This window comes from Arthrobacter monumenti (assembly GCF_054511255.1).
This window is the reverse complement of sequence record NZ_JBTNCY010000005.1, coordinates 275,292-291,926: the sequence shown is the minus strand read 5'-3', so window position 1 is coordinate 291,926 and position 16,635 is coordinate 275,292. Positions and strand designations below refer to the sequence as shown.

At 62.6% G+C, this 16,635-nt stretch carries 19 protein-coding genes; 7 read left to right on the top strand and 12 right to left on the bottom strand.

The genetic code is table 11. From position 1 onward, the window contains the following. Positions 1-31: 31 nt before the first annotated feature. From menE to ACX80B_RS09760, 4 genes are all read right to left on the bottom strand, one after another. A complete protein-coding gene (menE, locus tag ACX80B_RS09775; protein ID WP_459295511.1) occupies positions 32-1,294 on the bottom strand; it encodes an o-succinylbenzoate--CoA ligase in 1,263 nt (420 codons plus the stop codon). A gap of 80 nt (positions 1,295-1,374) precedes the next feature. Beyond that, positions 1,375-2,391 carry a 1,4-dihydroxy-2-naphthoyl-CoA synthase gene (locus tag ACX80B_RS09770; RefSeq protein ID WP_459295509.1) on the bottom strand — a complete coding sequence of 339 codons (1,017 nt, stop codon included), beginning with the start codon at positions 2,389-2,391 and terminating at the stop codon, positions 1,375-1,377. An 81-nt stretch (positions 2,392-2,472) separates the two neighbouring features. After that, positions 2,473-2,910 (bottom strand): VOC family protein, encoded by a 438-nt coding sequence (locus tag ACX80B_RS09765; RefSeq protein WP_459295507.1) that lies wholly within the window; start codon positions 2,908-2,910, stop codon positions 2,473-2,475. Between the two features lie 46 nt (positions 2,911-2,956). Then, complete coding sequence (locus tag ACX80B_RS09760; protein ID WP_459295505.1) at positions 2,957-3,190, bottom strand: hypothetical protein; 234 nt, start codon at positions 3,188-3,190, stop codon at positions 2,957-2,959. 180 nt (positions 3,191-3,370) lie between these two features. On the opposite strand from ACX80B_RS09760, the gene ACX80B_RS09755 reads away from it, so the two are divergent. From ACX80B_RS09755 to ACX80B_RS09745, 3 genes are all read left to right on the top strand, one after another. Further along, positions 3,371-4,555, top strand: a complete 1,185-nt coding sequence (locus tag ACX80B_RS09755; RefSeq protein ID WP_459295504.1) for a thiolase family protein — start codon at positions 3,371-3,373, stop codon at positions 4,553-4,555. Between the two features lie 119 nt (positions 4,556-4,674). Then, the gene (locus tag ACX80B_RS09750) at positions 4,675-5,400 is read left to right on the top strand and encodes an enoyl-CoA hydratase/isomerase family protein (RefSeq protein ID WP_459295593.1); all 726 of its coding nucleotides are present in this window, start codon (positions 4,675-4,677) and stop codon (positions 5,398-5,400) included. After that, a complete protein-coding gene (locus ACX80B_RS09745; RefSeq protein ID WP_459295502.1) occupies positions 5,400-6,281 on the top strand; it encodes a 3-hydroxyacyl-CoA dehydrogenase family protein in 882 nt (293 codons plus the stop codon). The genes ACX80B_RS09750 and ACX80B_RS09745 overlap by 1 nt, the downstream gene beginning before the upstream one ends. Before the next feature lie 6 nt (positions 6,282-6,287). On the opposite strand, the gene ACX80B_RS09740 is transcribed toward ACX80B_RS09745, so the two are convergent. Together ACX80B_RS09740 and ACX80B_RS09735 are read right to left on the bottom strand one after the other, a co-directional pair. Continuing rightward, positions 6,288-6,680 carry an NUDIX domain-containing protein gene (locus ACX80B_RS09740; protein ID WP_459295500.1) on the bottom strand — a complete coding sequence of 131 codons (393 nt, stop codon included), beginning with the start codon at positions 6,678-6,680 and terminating at the stop codon, positions 6,288-6,290. Between the two features lie 10 nt (positions 6,681-6,690). After that, positions 6,691-7,620 carry a 5'-3' exonuclease gene (locus tag ACX80B_RS09735; RefSeq protein WP_459295498.1) on the bottom strand — a complete coding sequence of 310 codons (930 nt, stop codon included), beginning with the start codon at positions 7,618-7,620 and terminating at the stop codon, positions 6,691-6,693. A 57-nt stretch (positions 7,621-7,677) separates the two neighbouring features. Between ACX80B_RS09735 and ACX80B_RS09730 the strand changes: the two genes are divergently transcribed. Next, entirely contained in the window at positions 7,678-8,400 is a 723-nt protein-coding gene (locus ACX80B_RS09730; RefSeq protein ID WP_459295496.1) for a tyrosine-protein phosphatase, read from the top strand. Here ACX80B_RS09730 and ACX80B_RS09725 read toward each other — a convergent pair. After that, complete coding sequence (locus tag ACX80B_RS09725; protein ID WP_459295494.1) at positions 8,389-9,246, bottom strand: SGNH/GDSL hydrolase family protein; 858 nt, start codon at positions 9,244-9,246, stop codon at positions 8,389-8,391. The two genes, ACX80B_RS09730 and ACX80B_RS09725, sit on opposite strands and share 12 nt — an antisense overlap. 113 nt (positions 9,247-9,359) lie before the next feature. On the opposite strand from ACX80B_RS09725, the gene ACX80B_RS09720 reads away from it, so the two are divergent. Then, the gene (locus ACX80B_RS09720; protein ID WP_459295492.1) at positions 9,360-9,893 is read left to right on the top strand and encodes a GNAT family N-acetyltransferase; all 534 of its coding nucleotides are present in this window, start codon (positions 9,360-9,362) and stop codon (positions 9,891-9,893) included. On the opposite strand, the gene ACX80B_RS09715 is transcribed toward ACX80B_RS09720, so the two are convergent. After that, positions 9,890-10,321 carry a PaaI family thioesterase gene (locus tag ACX80B_RS09715; RefSeq protein ID WP_026534240.1) on the bottom strand — a complete coding sequence of 144 codons (432 nt, stop codon included), beginning with the start codon at positions 10,319-10,321 and terminating at the stop codon, positions 9,890-9,892. The genes ACX80B_RS09720 and ACX80B_RS09715 overlap by 4 nt on opposite strands. Before the next feature lie 166 nt (positions 10,322-10,487). Here ACX80B_RS09715 and paaZ point away from each other — a divergent pair, with 166 nt between their 5' ends. Next, positions 10,488-12,578 (top strand): phenylacetic acid degradation bifunctional protein PaaZ, encoded by a 2,091-nt coding sequence (gene paaZ / locus ACX80B_RS09710; protein WP_459295490.1) that lies wholly within the window; start codon positions 10,488-10,490, stop codon positions 12,576-12,578. Between the two features lie 28 nt (positions 12,579-12,606). Here the strand turns inward: paaZ and ACX80B_RS09705 are convergent, their stop codons facing one another. Further along, positions 12,607-13,098 carry a nicotinamide mononucleotide transporter gene (locus tag ACX80B_RS09705; RefSeq protein ID WP_459295591.1) on the bottom strand — a complete coding sequence of 164 codons (492 nt, stop codon included), beginning with the start codon at positions 13,096-13,098 and terminating at the stop codon, positions 12,607-12,609. A 14-nt stretch (positions 13,099-13,112) separates the two neighbouring features. Next, positions 13,113-13,289, bottom strand: a complete 177-nt coding sequence (locus ACX80B_RS09700; RefSeq protein ID WP_459295488.1) for a hypothetical protein — start codon at positions 13,287-13,289, stop codon at positions 13,113-13,115. A gap of 184 nt (positions 13,290-13,473) precedes the next feature. Here ACX80B_RS09700 and ACX80B_RS09695 point away from each other — a divergent pair, with 184 nt between their 5' ends. Next, a complete protein-coding gene (locus ACX80B_RS09695; protein ID WP_459295486.1) occupies positions 13,474-14,592 on the top strand; it encodes a GTP pyrophosphokinase in 1,119 nt (372 codons plus the stop codon). 57 nt (positions 14,593-14,649) lie between these two features. On the opposite strand, the gene ACX80B_RS09690 is transcribed toward ACX80B_RS09695, so the two are convergent. Together ACX80B_RS09690 and paaK are read right to left on the bottom strand one after the other, a co-directional pair. Beyond that, a complete protein-coding gene (locus ACX80B_RS09690; RefSeq protein WP_459295484.1) occupies positions 14,650-15,270 on the bottom strand; it encodes a TetR/AcrR family transcriptional regulator in 621 nt (206 codons plus the stop codon). A 35-nt stretch (positions 15,271-15,305) separates the two neighbouring features. Further along, positions 15,306-16,625, bottom strand: a complete 1,320-nt coding sequence (gene paaK, locus ACX80B_RS09685; protein WP_459295482.1) for a phenylacetate--CoA ligase PaaK — start codon at positions 16,623-16,625, stop codon at positions 15,306-15,308. Positions 16,626-16,635: the final 10 nt, after the last annotated feature.

The window sequence follows — 16,635 nt, the reverse complement described above, 5'->3', positions numbered from 1 at the left end:
CATCTCCTCATCCGATCGGCGGAACGACGTTCTATTCTCCCCTATGACCGCGTGCTGATTCCTCCAACATGCGGATCAGCTGTTGCCGGTCGGGTTTGCCGGTGGGCAGGGTGGGCAGTTCGGCCACGAATTGGATGACCTTGGGCACGGCTTCGGCTGCAACGTCGCGGCGCACGGCAGCTGAAACAGCATCCTGATTTGCCGGAGAAGCAACGACGGCGGCAGCCACCACGTGCCCCCATTCGGCACTTTCTATCCCGGCCACGAAAGCGGAATCGACGCCGTCGACCGCTTCTATTGCTTCGCGGACCGAGTTGGCGGAGATTTTCAGTCCCCCGGTGATGACGACGTCGTCCATCCGGCCGAGGACCCGCAGCTTGCCGTCGTCGTAGAACTCGCCCAGATCGTCGGTGATGTACCAGCGGGTCCCGTCTTCTTCACGGAAATGCGCGCGCGTGAGTTCGGGCTGGTTGAGGTAGCCGCTGGCCACGACGTCGCCGCCGAGCCAGATCCGGTCTTCCTCGAGCCTGATTTTCACCCCTTCGATTGGCCGGCCGTTGTAGACGCAACCGCCGCAGGTTTCGCTCATCCCGTAGGTCGTCACCACCTTGAGGCCCTCTGCAGCCGCGGCCCCGAGCAGATCAGGGTTGGCTGGTCCGCCCCCGAGCAGGATGGCGTTGAACCGCCGAAGCGCCGACATGGTGGACGGATCCGGCGAATCGAGCAGACGGTGCAGTTGGGTGGGCACAAGGGAAACGTAGCGGTGGTGGTCGGTCATTTCCTCGGCCGCATAGGTGAAAGCATCCGTGTCGAAGCCCTCGGACGTGTCCATCACCACGGGTTTGGTTCCAGCGTAGAGCGAACGGACCAGGACCTGCAGGCCCGCAACATAGTGCACCGGCAGCGCCGACAACCACTGACCTTCGCCCCGCAGTGTGAAAGCGGTGGCCATGGAGGAGGCGGCGAGCGATTCGACGGACAGCATGGTTTGCTTCGGCTGGCCGGTGGAGCCGGACGTGCTGATGATGACGCCGGTGTCCGACGGCGCTCCGATTGGTTCCGGACGTTCTCCGGGGGTGGCTCCGTTGCCGGTGGCCGGGGCGGCCCCGTTGCTGGAGGTGGGAGACGATCCATTGCTGGAGCTGTCCGAAAGGGCGGATAACAGGTTGGCCGGCGGCTCGTCCGTGGCGTAGGGCGCGACGACGGGTCCCTCGCCGGCGAGCACAGCCGCCAGCGGCTTGAGCAGGTCCAGCGGATTGAAGCCGGCGGGGGTATGGATCGGAAGGATATCCATGTGCGTCGTCCCTGCTTTCTCTGGAAGGAGCCGGAAATGTGGGGAGTCCGGAGCTGGAAGTGTGGAAGGAATCAGGGAATTCAGAAGTAGTGCGGGAAGTTGGACCAGTCCGGGTCCCGTTTTTCCAGGAAGGCTTCCTTGCCCTCAACGGCTTCGTCGGTCATGTATGCCAGCCGCGTCGCCTCGCCGGCGAAGACCTGCTGGCCGGCCAGGCCGTCGTCGGGCAGGTTGAAGGCGAATTTGAGCATCCGGATGGCCTGCGGGGACTGTTTCGCGATGTCAGCGGCATATTCGAGGGCGACCTCCTCCAAACGTGCATGCTCGACGACTTCGTTCACAGCGCCCATCCGGTGCATGTCGTCCGCGGAATATTCGCGGGCCAGAAAGAAGATTTCCCGGGCGGCTTTCTGTCCGATCTGCCGGGCGAGGAGGGCCGAACCATAACCGGCGTCGAATGAACCGACCGTGGCGTCTGTCTGCCTGAACTTGCCATATTCCTTCGAAGCGATACTCAGGTCGGCGACTACATGCAGGCTGTGGCCTCCGCCCGCGGCCCAACCATTGACGACGGCGATAACCACCTTCGGCATGGTGCGGATCAGGCGCTGGACTTCCAGAATATGCAGCCGTCCGGCCCGTGCTGGATCGACGGTCTCTTGGGTCTCTCCCTCCGCGTAGCGGTAACCATCACGGCCGCGGATCCGCTGGTCACCGCCGGAACAAAATGCCCAGCCGCCGTCCTTGGCGCTGGGGCCGTTGCCGGTGAGCAATACGGTCCCGACGTCGGGAGTCATCCGGGCGTGATCGAGGGCCCGGTAGAGTTCATCGACTGTCCCGGGCCGGAAGGCGTTACGCACCTCGGGGCGGTTAAAGGCGATGCGGACGGTCGGGAGATCCTGCACGCTGGAAGACCTGCCGCCGTCGGACCCGCTCCCATCGAAGCCGCCGTCGATACTCCCAGCTGTTGCCTCCGCAGTGGCTGAACGGTGGACCTGCCGGTGGTAGGTGATGTCCTGGAAGTCTTCAAAGCCGGAAACCACCCGCCAACGCTGCGGATCGAAGATATCTGAAACCTGGGTGGGAAGTTCTGCAGTCACCCGTCGAGTGTATCTGTGCCGCGGAGGAGATTGTGGGGCGGTCCGCGTTTGAGCTGGGGCGGTCCGCCGCGGCGCTCCGGCTCAGCCGATGCAGAACTCGTTGCCCTCCGGATCCTTCATCGTGTACCAGACGTGCGGTCCCTGGTTCGCCTGGTACAGGAACGTCGCACCACGTTGTTCGAGGCCGGCCCGTAGCGCGTCCTTGTCATCGCCGTCGAGGTTGATGTCCAAGTGAATCCTGTTCTTCACGGTTTTCGACTCCGGGACCGGCTGGAAGAGGATCCGCTGCCGTGGCTTCATGCCAACCTGTTCCGCGGGGCAGATGGCCGCGCCGTCCTTCCACACCAAGTGGTTGTTGTGCACCATGGTGTCCGCCTCGGTGGCGTAGCCCTGCTCGATCATGGACCGGATGAAGGCCTCGTCGCTCGGTTCCACCGTCCAGCCGAGCGTTTCCGCCCACCAATCGGCCTGGTTGTGCGGGTTTTGGCAATCCACTGTGACTTGAATGTTGTAGGTCATGAATCGAGACTAGAACCGCTTGGCGGCATGGACCAGAGTATTCAGGTCAGTTTTTGTCCTTAGTTACCCCACCTGAATAGCGGCGGATACCAGTGGTCCACAGCACGGTGGCGGCGACGGCTCCGAGGACGATGAGGATCCAGGTCAAAATGGACTTGTCCGGTGCCTGAATCAGGCTGAAGATGATTCCGGTCAGGAAGCCGGCGCCGATCAGCGGTCCATAGCGCCATAACCAGCCGGTGCGGCGCGGTGATTTCGGGCTATCAGGTGGTGTGGTCACCGTTACAGCCTATCGCCGTAGCAGTTTGGGTGACTGTGCCGGGTGTGGAACTCTGTGGCTAAGTGTTCCAGTTGACCGGGCCGCGCCTGCGTGGGATTCTTTATAGAACGAACGGTCAGTAATATTAGGGCGCGTTGCGGATGCTCCGCGTCAATCTTTTCCCGGATACGGAGAGTTCGCATGCCTGAGGCTTTTCTGGTTGGTGGGGTTCGTACCCCTGTTGGTCGCTATGGTGGAGCGCTGTCGAGCGTGCGCCCGGATGATATGGCGGCGTTGGTGCTGAAGGAGGCCGTCTCGCGTGCCGGCGTCGATCCTGGGTTGATCGAAGAAGCCATCCTCGGTAATGCCAATGGTGCCGGTGAGGAGAACCGGAATGTGGCGCGGATGGCGACGCTGCTGGCCGGGTTCCCTGATTCAATTCCCGGTATTACGGTAAACCGGCTCTGCGCTTCGGGCCTGTCGGCGATCATTATGGCCTCCCACATGGTGAAGTCGGGAGCGGCGGATATTGTCGTTGCCGGTGGTGTGGAGTCGATGAGCCGGGCGCCGTGGGTAATGGCGAAGCCGGAGAAGCCCTTTGCGAAGCCGGGCGAAATTTATGACACTTCGATTGGCTGGCGTTTCACCAATCCGGTCTTCCAGTCCCAGGACAAAACGACGTTCGCGATGCCGGAAACGGCAGAGGAGGTTGCCGAGGTCGAGGGCATCACCCGCGAGGACGCGGATGCGTTTGCGCTGCGATCGCATCAGCGTGCCGTTGACGCGATCGACGCCGGACGACTTGCCCCGGAAATTGTCGGGGTGGAGACGAAGAAGGGCCTGGTCGAGGTTGATGAGGGCCCGCGCCGGGATACTTCGATGGAGACGCTCTCGAAGCTTCGGTCAGTGGTTAAGCCCGGCGGTATTGTCACGGCCGGCAACGCGAGTTCACTCAATGACGGCGCGTCCGCGATCATCATTGCCAGCGAGGCCGCCGTCGAAAAGCTTGGTTTGAAGGCCCGCGCCCGGATTCTGGATGGTGCTTCCGCCGGTGTTGCGCCGGAGGTTATGGGGTTGGGCCCGGTTCCTGCAACGGAGAAGGTGCTTTCCCGGACTGGGAAGTCGGTCGATGATCTTGGTGCGGTGGAGTTGAATGAGGCTTTCGCGACCCAGTCGCTGGGTGTGATCCGCCGTCTTGGCCTCGATGAGGAGATCGTCAACCGCGACGGCGGCGCGATTGCGACCGGCCACCCGCTTGGTTCGTCGGGGTCGCGGATCGCGATTACCTTGTTGGGCCGGATGGAGCGTGAGAATGCGAAGACCGGTCTGGCCACGCTCTGTGTCGGAGTCGGGCAGGGTACCTCGATGCTGATCGAGCGCGTCTAGTGGCCGCCGGCAACGACGATTCCCCCACAGCACCGGCGTCACCAGCAACAGCGGCGGCGTCAGCAGTAACAGCGGCGGCGTCAGGAGCGGGAGCGTTCGACGGCGGTGCTTTCCAGACGTTGCTGGTCGAGGAGCGCCCGGACCGGGTCCATGTGCAGTTGAACCGGCCCGAGGTCCGCAACGCCATTGACCAGACGATGATCGATGAGCTGCACGAGGTCTGCGCGGTGCTGGAGGCGGATCCGAAGACGTTGATCCTTTCGGGTGCGCATGGTGTTTTTGCGTCCGGAGCGGATATCGCCCAGTTGCGGGAGCGACGCCGGGATGATGCCTTGGCGGGCATTAACTCCACTTTGTTCGCCAGGATCGCGGACCTGCCGATGCCCGTGATCGCCGCCCTCGACGGCTACGCCCTGGGCGGGGGAGCGGAGCTCGCCTACGCCGCGGACTTCCGGATTGGTACGCCGTCGGTGAAGATCGGCAACCCGGAGACCGGCCTGGGTATCCTCGCCGCGGCCGGCGCTTCCTGGCGGCTGAAGGAACTGGTCGGCGAACCCGTGGCCAAGGAAATCCTGCTCGCCGGGCGGATCCTCACCGCCGAGGAAGCCCTCGCGGTGCATCTGATCACGGCAATCCATGAACCCGACGAACTGATCGACGCCGCGAATGCTCTGGCGGACCGGATCGGCAAGCAGGACCGGCTCGCCACCCGGATCACCAAATCCGTGTTCTCCGCCCCGGCGGAGTCGCATCCGGTGATCGACCAGCTGGCCCAGGCCGTGCTCTTCGAGTCCGAGGCCAAGTTCGACCGCATGCAGAAATTTCTGGACAGGAAGAAGAAGTAATGACGCACCCCGTTTCCGGCAGCACCGGCCACACCGTTCCCGAACACGTCGGCGTGCTCGGTGGTGGACGCATGGGCGCCGGTATTGCCCATGCGTTCTGCACGGCAGGGGCGACTGTCGTCGTCGTCGAACGCGATCAGGCAGCAGCCGACGCCGCCACTGAGCGGCTGGATGCCTCGCTGGCCAAGAGCGTGGAGAAGGGAACGACGGCGGAGTCCCTCGACGATCTCAAGGCCCGAATGACGGTCTCGACCGACTACGCGTCCTTCGCCGCGGCCGGTTTGGTCGTCGAGGCTGTGCCGGAAGACTTCGACCTCAAAACCGAGGCGCTGACCCGGGTCGAGGCTCAGCTGTCCGCTCAGGCCTACCTGGCCACGAACACCTCGTCGTTGTCGGTGGACAAACTGGCCGGCAAGCTCGAACGCCCGGACCGGTTCTGCGGCCTGCATTTCTTCAACCCGGTCCCGGCCTCGCTGCTCGTCGAAGTCGTGTTGGGAAAACAAACCTCACCGGAACTCGCCGATGCGTCCACCGGGTGGATCGAAGCGCTGAAGAAGACACCCGTCGTCGTCAATGACGCACCTGGGTTCGCCTCCTCCCGCCTCGGCGTCGCCATCGCGCTGGAGGCCATGCGGATGGTCGAAGACGGCGTCGCCTCAGCCCAGGACATCGACGCCGCCATGACACTGGGCTACAAGCACCCCGTCGGCCCGTTGAAAACCACCGACATCGTTGGCCTTGACGTGCGGCTCGGCATCGCCGAATACCTCGCTTCCACCCTCGGCGACCGCTTCACGCCGCCGCAGATCCTCCGCGACAAGGTCGCCAACGGCGAGCTCGGCCGCAAAACCGGACAAGGCTTCTTCACCTGGGAAAGCTGAGGATTCCTACTCCTCGAGCACGAGCGTGATCCACTCGAGGACTTTCTCGTCGGCCAGTTGAAGCATCGTGGCCTCTGCCAGCGTCACCCAGGCGACGTCGTCGTGCTCCTCCGGGACCGTGTTGGTGGCGGTGCCTTCCCACGCCCGGATGATCCACGCTGAAAGTTCCACATCCTCGCCGGTCGTGGTGAAATCCGGTTCGCTGGTGTGGACGGTGGCCGAGATGGCGAGCTCTTCCCACAGCTCCCGGATCAGCGCCTCTTGACCGGTTTCGCCCTTCTCGATATGCCCGCCCGGGAAGTCCCAAACGTTCGGAATCCACTTACGGGCGGGGGAGCGGTGGCACAGCAACACGCGTCCGTCGCGGACCAGGATTCCAAGCGCGATCCGATGCATCATCCGGCGCCACTCACGCTTCAGTTCCCAAGGCGTGCAGTGCCCGTTTCATGGAGCCGCCGAGCCCGTGTTCTTCGGCAAGACGTTCGACGTCGGCCAGCCGGTCCGCGGGCAACGGACAGATCCGTGCGTCGAAGGAACCGAAGTCGAGATCCCGCACAACGCCCACCACCGTCGGCGCCACCTTGAGGTAGTCCTCGGCGGCGGTGATCTTCGCACGGACGGACCGGGATAGTTCGGGCGAGTGTTCCTCCGCAGCCGCGATGATCCGGGCGAGACTGCCATGTTCCTGCAGCAGGCCGGCGGCGGTCTTGTCGCCCACTCCCGCGACGCCCGGAAGCCCGTCCGAATTGTCTCCCCGCAGCGCGGCGAAATCGGCATACTGGTGCGCGGCCACGCCGTACTTTGACCTCACGACGTCGTCCGTCAGGACCTCCAGCCGGCTCATTCCCCGGGCGGTGTAAATGACGCGGACTTGCGTCTCGTCATCGACCAATTGGAACAGATCCCGATCACCGGTAACGACGTCGACCGGCATCTGCGCCTGGCTGGCGAGACTGCCAATCACGTCGTCGGCCTCATGTTGTGCCGCGCCGAGCACCGTCACGCCGAGCTTGTCCAGCACCTCGCGGATGAGTGGAATCTGTGCAACCAGTTCTTCCGGTGTCTCCTCAACGTCCACGCCGCCTGGCACGACCTCCTGGACACGGTGCTCCTTGTAACTCGGAATCAAATCCACCCGCCACTGCGGCCGCCAGTCGTCGTCCCAGCATGCGACCAGATGCGTCGGCTCAAAATCGTTGACCAGCTTGGCAATGATGTCCAGCAGTCCGCGCGCGGCGTTGACCGGAGTCCCGTCGGGTGCACGTACCTTCGTGGGCACACCGTAGAACGAGCGGAAGTACAAAGATGCAGTATCAAGCAGCATTAAGCGTTCGGCCATGGTTCGATCATGGCATGTATCCCCGACATTTTTCCGTAAACATGCTTAACTGTGCCGATGGAACGAATCGTCACCTGGGACGGAATTTTCAACGCGCGGGACCTCGGCGGTCTGCGCACAGCAATGGGTACGACGGCGTTTGGCACCTTTTACCGCACGGCCCGGCTTGAGTGCCTGACCGACTTGGGCTGGCAACAGTTGTACGACGCCGGTGTCCGCACCATCGTCGACTTGCGTAACGAGGAGGAGCGTACCCGCCGGGATACCGACCCGGTGATCAATCAGGACGCTCTGCCTGCGCTCACCGTCGTGAGCTGTCCGACGGAGGACCAATCCGATCCGGAGTTCATGCGAATCTGCGGACCCTATCTCGATTCACCCGAGTACTACATGGAGAATCTGCGCCGTTGGCCGGAGAAGTTCGCGGCTGTGTTCCGCGCTATGGCTGATGTCCAGGACGGTGCCATCGTCTTCCACTGCGCAGGCGGGCGCGACCGGACAGGCATGATCACCATGATGCTTTTGTTACTCGCCGGCGTCGAGCATGACGATATCGTCGTCGACTACGAACTGAGCGTCCGCGATGTGAATGAGTACTTCAGGGCATCCACGCACCCCAAGGAATCACCGCGCGACGAACCGGAGTTGACGGCAGCTTTGGAGCAACGGACCACGGCGATGCGGCAGTTGATGGCCGGATTCGACGTCGAACGGTACCTTTTGGATGCGGGGCTCACCACGGCGGAACTTCAGACGATCAGGGCACGCCTATTTGTATGAGTGGGACTTCTTCTGGATCTTGCTGAGCTGCACCTCGCTCTTGAAGGCTTTGAAGTATCCCTTCTTGTAGCCCTCCGCCGTGGGGTGGAGAGCCGCATCAGCGAAGACGCCATGGATCCACGGGTCCGGAGCACCGATCCCATGGTTCCGGAACTCCTTCGTCACATCCACATACTGAAAATCAGCATTATCCGCTGCAGATTCAAGGACATCGTTGAGAACCGTGGTTGCGTCATTCATCTTTTCTGCTGCGGCAGCGTCTGCTCCGAGGCGATCAAACTTGGGTGAGAAGAGATGCGGGTAACCCATTACGACCACGTGGGCATGCGGCGCCTGAGCTGCGATCACGGCAAAGGTGGATTTCAGGCTCTGTGTCAGTGGGCCCTCCGCAAGCAGCTCCGCCTGCATGAGCGACCCATCGCAATCCGGCTGTCCGGCTGGAACTGGAATCAAGCCCAGACAGATCCCGACAACCGTGGAGTATTTAAGGTCGTTACCGCCAACCGTGATTGTGACCAGATCTGTATCTTCCGTGAGAGCGGCGGCCTGCGCAGGAATGTCAGTGGTGACGGCACCGCCACACGACGCGTTCTCCATCAGGTCAACCGCTTTTTTCCCGTCCAACAGGCTGGCGAATCCCAAATCGCTTACCCCGCAAGGGGCCTGGGGAACTCCAGCACCGATGCCCGCCGAGTAGGAGTCGCCAAGAGCGACGTAGTCGATGGTCTCTTTGGGGTGTGCGGAAGCAGGAGCGGCGACGGCGCCGGCAACGAATCCAGCGGTCATGACGGAAGCTGCGGCAAGGCGGGCCAGCACGGCGAAGTTGAAGTTGAGGGGAGTGATCATGAGGACAAGATACGCCGGTTGCCCGCCAAACGGTATAGGTCCTATGACTGATTTCCTCCATCGTCGCGGCGTAGATTCCGTGGCGTTTGTTGTCCGACTGGCATCATAGGTCCATGCCCTTCGACGTCCCGCTGCCTCTGGAGCTGAAAAGTGGTGCGCTTACGTTGCGTGCCCTGTCTGAGGAAGACTGGACGTTGGAGTATGTCCTGAGCCGGATCCCGGATGTTCCGCGGTGGACGTATTACCCCGCGGAGATGGATGAAGCTGCCGCCCGCCGTCGGATTTCACGGACTCAGCAACGCCACGAGCAACGGATCGCCGCACGCTATGCCTTGATTCTCGACGGCGGGACACTGGGAACGGCGGGCATGGGCCTGTCGGACGGTCCAGAGCCGGAGATCTTCTACGTATTGTTGCCGGAAGCCCGCAGCCGGGGAGTTGCGACGCTCGCGGCACGCGTCTTGAGCGACTGGCTGTTAAACTACGGTTTCGACAAGGTGGCGTTGGAAACGGTCAGCGGTAATACCCCGAGCGAACGCGTTGCGGAACGGGCGGGATTCGTACATGTGTCGTCCCATCAGGGGGAGCACCGTGGCAGGACCGTGCAGCTGAAACGCTGGATCAGGTCCCGTCCGGGCGGAAGCTAAACCTTTTCCCCTGGCTTCGGCCGGTCGAGGATCAGATTGGTGATCCGCATCGAACACAACCGCCGCTCATCCTCGTCGTAGATGACCACCTCATGCGACGTCGTCGTACGTCCCAAATGAATAGCGGTGGCGACGCCGGTGACCAGTCCGGAGCGGGCCGAGCGGTGGTGGGTGGCCGAGACATCGACGCCGACGGCAGAGCGGCCGGGTCCGGCGTGGATGACGGCGGCCCAGGAGCCGATTGCTTCACCGAAGGATAGGGAGGCGCCGCCGTGCAGCAGGCCGAATGACTGTCGGTTTCCCTCGACAGGCATGGTGGCAACCACGCGCTCGGCGGATTCCTCCAGGACCTTCACGCCCATTTTTTCGTCGAGTTCACCCAGGACGATCTTCCACGGTTCAGGCGATTGCGGGGACTCGGGTTCCATTAATGCTCCTGGCGGTTATCGTTGCTGTAAAGGCGTAACTGGAAGCACTCCAGTGCGGCGGTTAAGCTAGTGTGGACATATTACCGAACGAGCGGTCAGTTTACCGATACTTGCCGGCGTTGCCCCATTTCATTGAAGAGAACTTCGTTGGAAGGATCCGTCAACGATGACTACATTTGCCCCCGAGACGACCGAGACGGCCGTCGAGACCGTCCCCAGTTTCGTCGAGGATGCCTGGTGGACTCCGGAAGACGATGTCGCAGCAGCCGGGGCGGAAGTCCGGGATGCGAGCACCGGCGACCTGCTTGCCAGGGTGAGCACCGAGGGATTGGACCTCGCCGCAGCCGTGCACTACGGCCGGACCGTTGGGCAGACTTCCCTCGGTGAGCTCACTTTCCACCAGCGGGCGCTGAAGCTGAAGGAACTGGCAAAGTATCTCAACGACCAGCGCGACTACTTTTACCGGCTTTCGGCCCAGACCGGTGCCACCAAGGTCGACTCGCTGGTGGATATCGACGGTGGTATCGGCGTCCTCTTCACGTTCGGCTCCAAGGGCCGGCGTGAGCTGCCGAATTCGCAGGTCGTCATTGATGGTCCCGCTGAGCAGCTCTCCAAGGACGGTTCTTTCTTCGGCGAGCACATTTACACCCGCATTCCCGGCGTCGCAGTGCAAATCAACGCGTTCAACTTCCCGGTATGGGGCATGCTCGAAAAACTCGCGCCGGCCTTCCTCGCCGGCGTGCCGACCATCGTGAAGCCGGCGACTCCGACCGGTTACCTGACCGCCGCCGTCGTCAAGTCAATTGTTGAATCCAACATCCTGCCTGCCGGTTCACTGCAACTCATTTCCGGCAGCGCGCGGACGATCATTGACCACCTCGACTACCGCGACATGGTCTCGTTCACCGGCTCGGCCGGAACAGCCAACCACCTGAAGAGCCACGACAACGTCGTCTTCGGCGGCGTGCGCTTCACCTCCGAAACGGACTCGCTGAACGCTGCCATCCTCGGTCCGGACGCGGTCCGCGGCACGCCCGAGTTCGATGCTTTCGTGAAGTCGCTGGTCACCGAGATGACCGTCAAGGCCGGGCAGAAGTGCACCAGCATCCGCCGCGCCATCGTGCCGCGGAACCTGATGGACGATGTCGTGCAGGCCGCCCGGGAGCGGATTGAACAGCGCGTGATCCTTGGCGACCCCAGGGCGGAAGGCGTCACGATGGGTGCGCTGGCCTCCCTGGAACAACTGGCAGAGGTGCGCAAGAGCGTGGAGATGCTGGTTACCGCCGGCGGGCACATTGCTTTGGGCAGTATGGACGAGCCGCAGATCACGAACGCGGACGGCTCCGTCTCCGTGTCCCGTGAGGGTGCCTTCTTCCCCCCGATGCTGCTGACCTTCGACGACGCCGAAACTCCCGAGGTCCACAATGTTGAGGCATTCGGGCCGGTCTCCTCGGTAATCGGGTACGACGACGTCGATGAGGCTATCCGTTTGGCGGCGATGGGCAATGGCTCACTGGTGGCAACTGTGGCGACGAACGACGGCGAAACCGCCCGCAAACTGGTCACTGGCATCGCGGCACATCACGGCCGCGTGCTGGTGCTCAACCGCGAAGATGCGAAAACGTCGACCGGTCACGGTTCGCCCGTTCCACACCTGGTGCACGGCGGCCCCGGACGCGCCGGCGGCGGTGAGGAGCTCGGCGGTATCCGTTCGGTTTACCACCACATGCAGCGTACGGCGATCCAGGGTTCGCCGAACATGCTGACGGCAGTTACCCAGGTCTGGCATCAGGGTGCGGACCGGAATATCGGCGAACATCCGTTCCGCAAGAACCTCGCCACGCTCAAGCTGGGCGACACTGTCGCCTCGGAGTTGAGGGAGGTCACGCTCGAGGACATTACCGCCTTTGCCAATACGACCGGCGATACGTTCTACGCCCACACCAACGAGGAAGCAGCCGCGGCGAATCCTTTCTTCCCCGGGATCGTCGCACACGGCTACCTCCTGCTGTCCTGGGCCGCCGGCCTGTTCGTCGAGCCGGCACCGGGTCCGGTCCTGGCCAACTATGGACTGGAGAACCTGCGGTTCATCACGCCGCTTGCGGCAGGCGATTCCTTCCGGGTGACCCTGACTGCCAAGCAGATCACGCCGCGTGAGGATGAAGAGTACGGTGAGGTCCGCTGGGACGCCGTTCTGCACAACCAGCATGACGAAATCGTCGCCACCTACGACGTGCTGACACTCGTCGAGAAGTAGATCCAGGGCCCTTCGCCTCCTCTGCCCTCTACAGCAAGCCGTCGTAGGGGGCAGGGACACGTTGGGACGCCAATGCCGTCCGCCAGGTGCGGTAGCCCTTTACGGCGAAGAAGATGATAGCCCCGTGCAGGATCAGCATGATCACCGGAGGCCCGGACCCCAGCTGGGGAATCCCGGCCATGGTGCTGCCCATGTTCAACGCAAAGTTGGCCAAATACAACGCACTGTTGGCGAGCAACAGCCACCAACTCTCCACGACGCCGAACGCAAAGCCCAGCAGGGTCACCAGTTGCAATCCGGCCGTGAGGAAACTTATGAGCACGAGCGGCAATTGCATTGACGGAACAGGGGACAGAGCTCCTTGTATGGCCATCGGCAACGCCACCGTCAGCCCTGCGCCGACCAGGATCGTCGCGCCTATTATGTAGGAACGCCTGTCTGCACGCTGGACCGGGATACTGCCGGATTCCCTTCCCCGACCGTTGCGCCGCCACTTCCACCAACCCAATACGGGAACCAACAACGTGGGAAGTGTCAGGGGAATAATCCGATGACTCCCAGGATGGGGCTGAAACCCATGATGAAGATGTGCGGAGCAGCGCCGATTATCAGCGAAAGCGCGGCGACGGCCCAGCTCCACGCCAACCGGTGCGCAGCCAGTATGGCAAAGGGAAGCATCAAACCGGTGGATACGTACATGGCGATGGTCATGCAAACCCTGGATCCAGCAGCAACGTTCCAGACCGGATGACCAACAGTTCTTCCACGCTTCGCTCCCTCTGACCTGCTTCAGTGTGCTTCGGACTTACCCACCGTAGCCCGGCAAGCTGCCGCGGTGCCTGCTGGCCGATGAACTTGTGGACAACTAGGGTGATTCAAGACATGAGGAGGATGTGTGGCCAATAACTGGGACGATCTGGATGATCGACTGCGTCCAGCGGTTCAAGCAAACGTGCGCGAGTACGAACGTGTCCGTCCGCAGCTGGAGGCCGTCACCCGCGAGATGGAATCCCTTATCCGGGGCATGTTCGAAGACGCGGAAGTGCAGCCGCTGTTCATCACCAGCCGCACCAAGACCGTGGAATCCTTCCGGGAAAAGGCGTCCCGTATGGTCGGCAGGGTGGAACCCGGTGGCATTCCCACGCTGGAATTTACCGATCCGCTGAAGAACCTGACCGACATGGTCGGTGTCCGCGTCATCACGACGTTGTCTACCCAGAATGGACCGGCCGCCAACTTGATCAAACGGCATCGCAGCGTTTTCGATTGCCGGGGGGACCGTGAGAAGGATATCGGCAGCATCGAGTCGGGAACGTACGGCTACTCCAGCCGGCATCTGATCCTGCGGACAATCCAGAACGACGTCGTCAGGCAGTACCAGCAGGCGTTGGACCCGCAGTCCAAACCCAACGGAAGCTACTTCTTCGAATGCCAGATCCGGACCGTTTTTGCTCACGCCTGGTCCGAGATCGAGCACGATATCCGGTTCAAAGCCGAGGATCCACGGGCCTGGACCCCTTACTTTGACCGCCAGTTCACCGCTACAGCTGCGATGTTGGAGACTGTTGAGTCCACCTTCTCTGAACTGAGCGACCGCTACGAGACGGTCAAAGGTTTCTGGGACGAGGACGGTGAGGGGGCGGTTCCCCTGACGCCGGGCCGGATCAAGGAAGTCTGGCAGATGTTGCTGCCGCACGTAGACCGCAAGGCCGACGACGACTGGGGTTGGGCTGCCAAGCTACTGACGGCCCACGGTCTCGACATGACAGTGCAGTTGGTCGATGTGCTGCAGTCGGACGCTATCAGCGCGGTGCGTAAATCCCTGCAGCACCGTTACTCGCCGGGACCGGACCGGCTGCTGGATGACTTGTTGCTGTGGCGGTTTGGCACGGCACACATCGACCAAACGGCGGAGCCGGCGGACGCTGAAGCTACACCGCGCCGTGACAGTCTCCGCCGGAGGCTCGCCCAGATGGAACGTTACCGGCAGCTGGCGGAGGAGGATCCGCAATAAGCGCATAGCTGCGAACGTCCCGGCCTTGGCCGTGCAGCAAGAATGGAGCCGGAAGCGTCAGTGACTCCGCGCCGCTGCGGGCAGGTGCAGGCCGTCGAAGACCATGGCGATGACGTCGTCGGCCAGTTTTTCCGGGCTGAGCGGGCCGCCGGGCTTGTACCACTCGACGATTGAGTTGATCGTACCGAACAGGAGCCTCGTCGTCGTACGCGGATCAATGTCGCTGCGCACGGAACCTTCGCTGCGGGCGGCGTCGACCAGCCCGGCTATGGTGTGGTCGAACGTGCGGCGTCGTTCCATCGCATCACGCTCGACTTCGGTGTTTCCACGCAGCCGCAGCAACAGGGTGACGAAGGGCAGCCGCTCCGTCAGCACGCCGACCGTGCGCCGGAGGACGAACTCCAGGCGGTCGTCTGCCCGGCCCGTGGAAGCCCCGGGTTCCACGAGGATGTCCTCGAGGCCACTGAGCGCGTGGTTCAACGCCAACCGCAGCAGATCACCCTTGGATGGCACGTGGTGGTAGATGGCGGACTTGCTGATCCCCAGATTCTCCGCGAGCACCCCCATTGAGGTCGCCTCGTAGCCATGCTTGTTGAAAACGTCGACGGCGATGCGCAGCACGGTGGCCTGGTCGTAACCCGGCCTGCCGCGCTTGGGCGGATTCTGGGTGGCAGGCATGGAGGCAAGTCTGCCATCTACCGACATCGAAACCTCTACTGTTCTTCGTTGCGCAGGTCGTAGACCCGGCGCAATTTGCCGCTGGAGCGGGCCAGGGTTCCCGGCTCGGCAACCTCGATCCGGGCGTTTGAACCGATATGGATCTTGATCTGCTCGCCCAGTTCCCTTCCGGCTGCCACGCAGACTTCTGCACTGAACTCCTCGCGGCGTTCAATCTTCACAGTCAGCTCATCCATCCGGTCCGGCCGGGTGATCTCGAGCTGGAAGTGAGGGCTCAACTGCGGAATGCGCAGCGCAATTTCCTCGACTTGGGTCGGGAACAGATTCACACCGCGCAGGATGATCATGTCGTCGCTGCGGCCGGTGATCCGGCCCATCCGGCGCATGCCGGGCCGTGCCGTACCGGGAAGCAGCCGAGTCAGATCATGGGTGCGGTAGCGGATGATCGGCAGTGCTTCCTTCGTCAGCGAGGTGAAGACCAGCTCACCATGCTCGCCGTCGCGCAGGACATCGTCGCTGAACGGGTCGATGATCTCGGGACGGAAGTGGTCCTCCCAAATGTGGGAGCCGTCCTTGGTTTCGAAAGATTCACCCGCAACGCCCGGGCCCATCACTTCGCTGAGGCCGTAGATGTCGCAGGCGTTCACGTTCATTTTGGTTTCGAGCTCATGCCGCATTTCCGCCGTCCATGGCTCCGCGCCCAGCACGGCGGTCTTCAGCGATGTCGATGTCGGATCGACGCCGGCCTTGACCATGGCGTCGTGGATCGTCAGCAGGTAGGTGGGCGTGCACATGATGGTTTCCGGCTGGAAATCCTGGATCAGCTGGACCTGACGCTCGGTCTGCCCGCCGGAGATTGGAATCACCGTGCAACCCAGTTTCTCCGCTCCGGCGTGCGCACCCTGTCCGCCGGTGAACAATCCGTAGCCGTAGGCGTTGTGCACCATCGTGCCGGGCTTGACGCCGGACAGCCGCATGCACCGGGCGACGAGCTTGGCCCAGTCATCAAGGTCCTGGCGGGTGTAGCCGACGACGGTGGGCCGGCCGGTGGTGCCGGAGGAAGCATGGATGCGGGCGACCTGGTCCATCGGCACCGCGAACATGCCGAACGGGTAGGTCTGCCGCAGGTCTTCCTTGGTCGTGTACGGGAACTTGGCCAGATCGTCCAGTTCCTTCAGGTCCGAAGGATGGACACCGGCGTCGTCGAACTTCTTCGTGTACATCGGCACGCGGTCGTAGGCGTACTGCACGGTGTGCTGCAGGCGCTTGAGCTGCAGAGTCTCGATTTCTTCGCGGCTCATCAGCTCTTCTGGATCGAGCTGCGCCGTGCCGGAGGCCTGGGTGGTTTCTGTCATCGGGATCTCC

Bases quoted from the DNA above. Each gene is read 5' to 3' on its own strand.
- ACX80B_RS09735 (WP_459295498.1), bottom strand. From the start codon at position 7,620: ATGGCCGAACGCTTAATGCTGCTTGATACTGCATCTTTGTACTTCCGC.
- ACX80B_RS09690 (WP_459295484.1), bottom strand. From the start codon at position 15,270: ATGCCTGCCACCCAGAATCCGCCCAAGCGCGGCAGGCCGGGTTACGAC.
- ACX80B_RS09745 (WP_459295502.1), top strand. From the start codon at position 5,400: ATGACGCACCCCGTTTCCGGCAGCACCGGCCACACCGTTCCCGAACAC.
- menE (WP_459295511.1), bottom strand. From the start codon at position 1,294: ATGGATATCCTTCCGATCCATACCCCCGCCGGCTTCAATCCGCTGGAC.
- paaK (WP_459295482.1), bottom strand. From the start codon at position 16,625: ATGACAGAAACCACCCAGGCCTCCGGCACGGCGCAGCTCGATCCAGAA.
- ACX80B_RS09740 (WP_459295500.1), bottom strand. From the start codon at position 6,680: ATGATGCATCGGATCGCGCTTGGAATCCTGGTCCGCGACGGACGCGTG.
- ACX80B_RS09715 (WP_026534240.1), bottom strand. From the start codon at position 10,321: ATGGAACCCGAGTCCCCGCAATCGCCTGAACCGTGGAAGATCGTCCTG.
- ACX80B_RS09700 (WP_459295488.1), bottom strand. From the start codon at position 13,289: ATGACCATCGCCATGTACGTATCCACCGGTTTGATGCTTCCCTTTGCC.
- ACX80B_RS09720 (WP_459295492.1), top strand. From the start codon at position 9,360: ATGCCCTTCGACGTCCCGCTGCCTCTGGAGCTGAAAAGTGGTGCGCTT.
- ACX80B_RS09765 (WP_459295507.1), bottom strand. From the start codon at position 2,910: ATGACCTACAACATTCAAGTCACAGTGGATTGCCAAAACCCGCACAAC.
- paaZ (WP_459295490.1), top strand. From the start codon at position 10,488: ATGACTACATTTGCCCCCGAGACGACCGAGACGGCCGTCGAGACCGTC.
- ACX80B_RS09725 (WP_459295494.1), bottom strand. From the start codon at position 9,246: ATGATCACTCCCCTCAACTTCAACTTCGCCGTGCTGGCCCGCCTTGCC.
- ACX80B_RS09730 (WP_459295496.1), top strand. From the start codon at position 7,678: ATGGAACGAATCGTCACCTGGGACGGAATTTTCAACGCGCGGGACCTC.
- ACX80B_RS09755 (WP_459295504.1), top strand. From the start codon at position 3,371: ATGCCTGAGGCTTTTCTGGTTGGTGGGGTTCGTACCCCTGTTGGTCGC.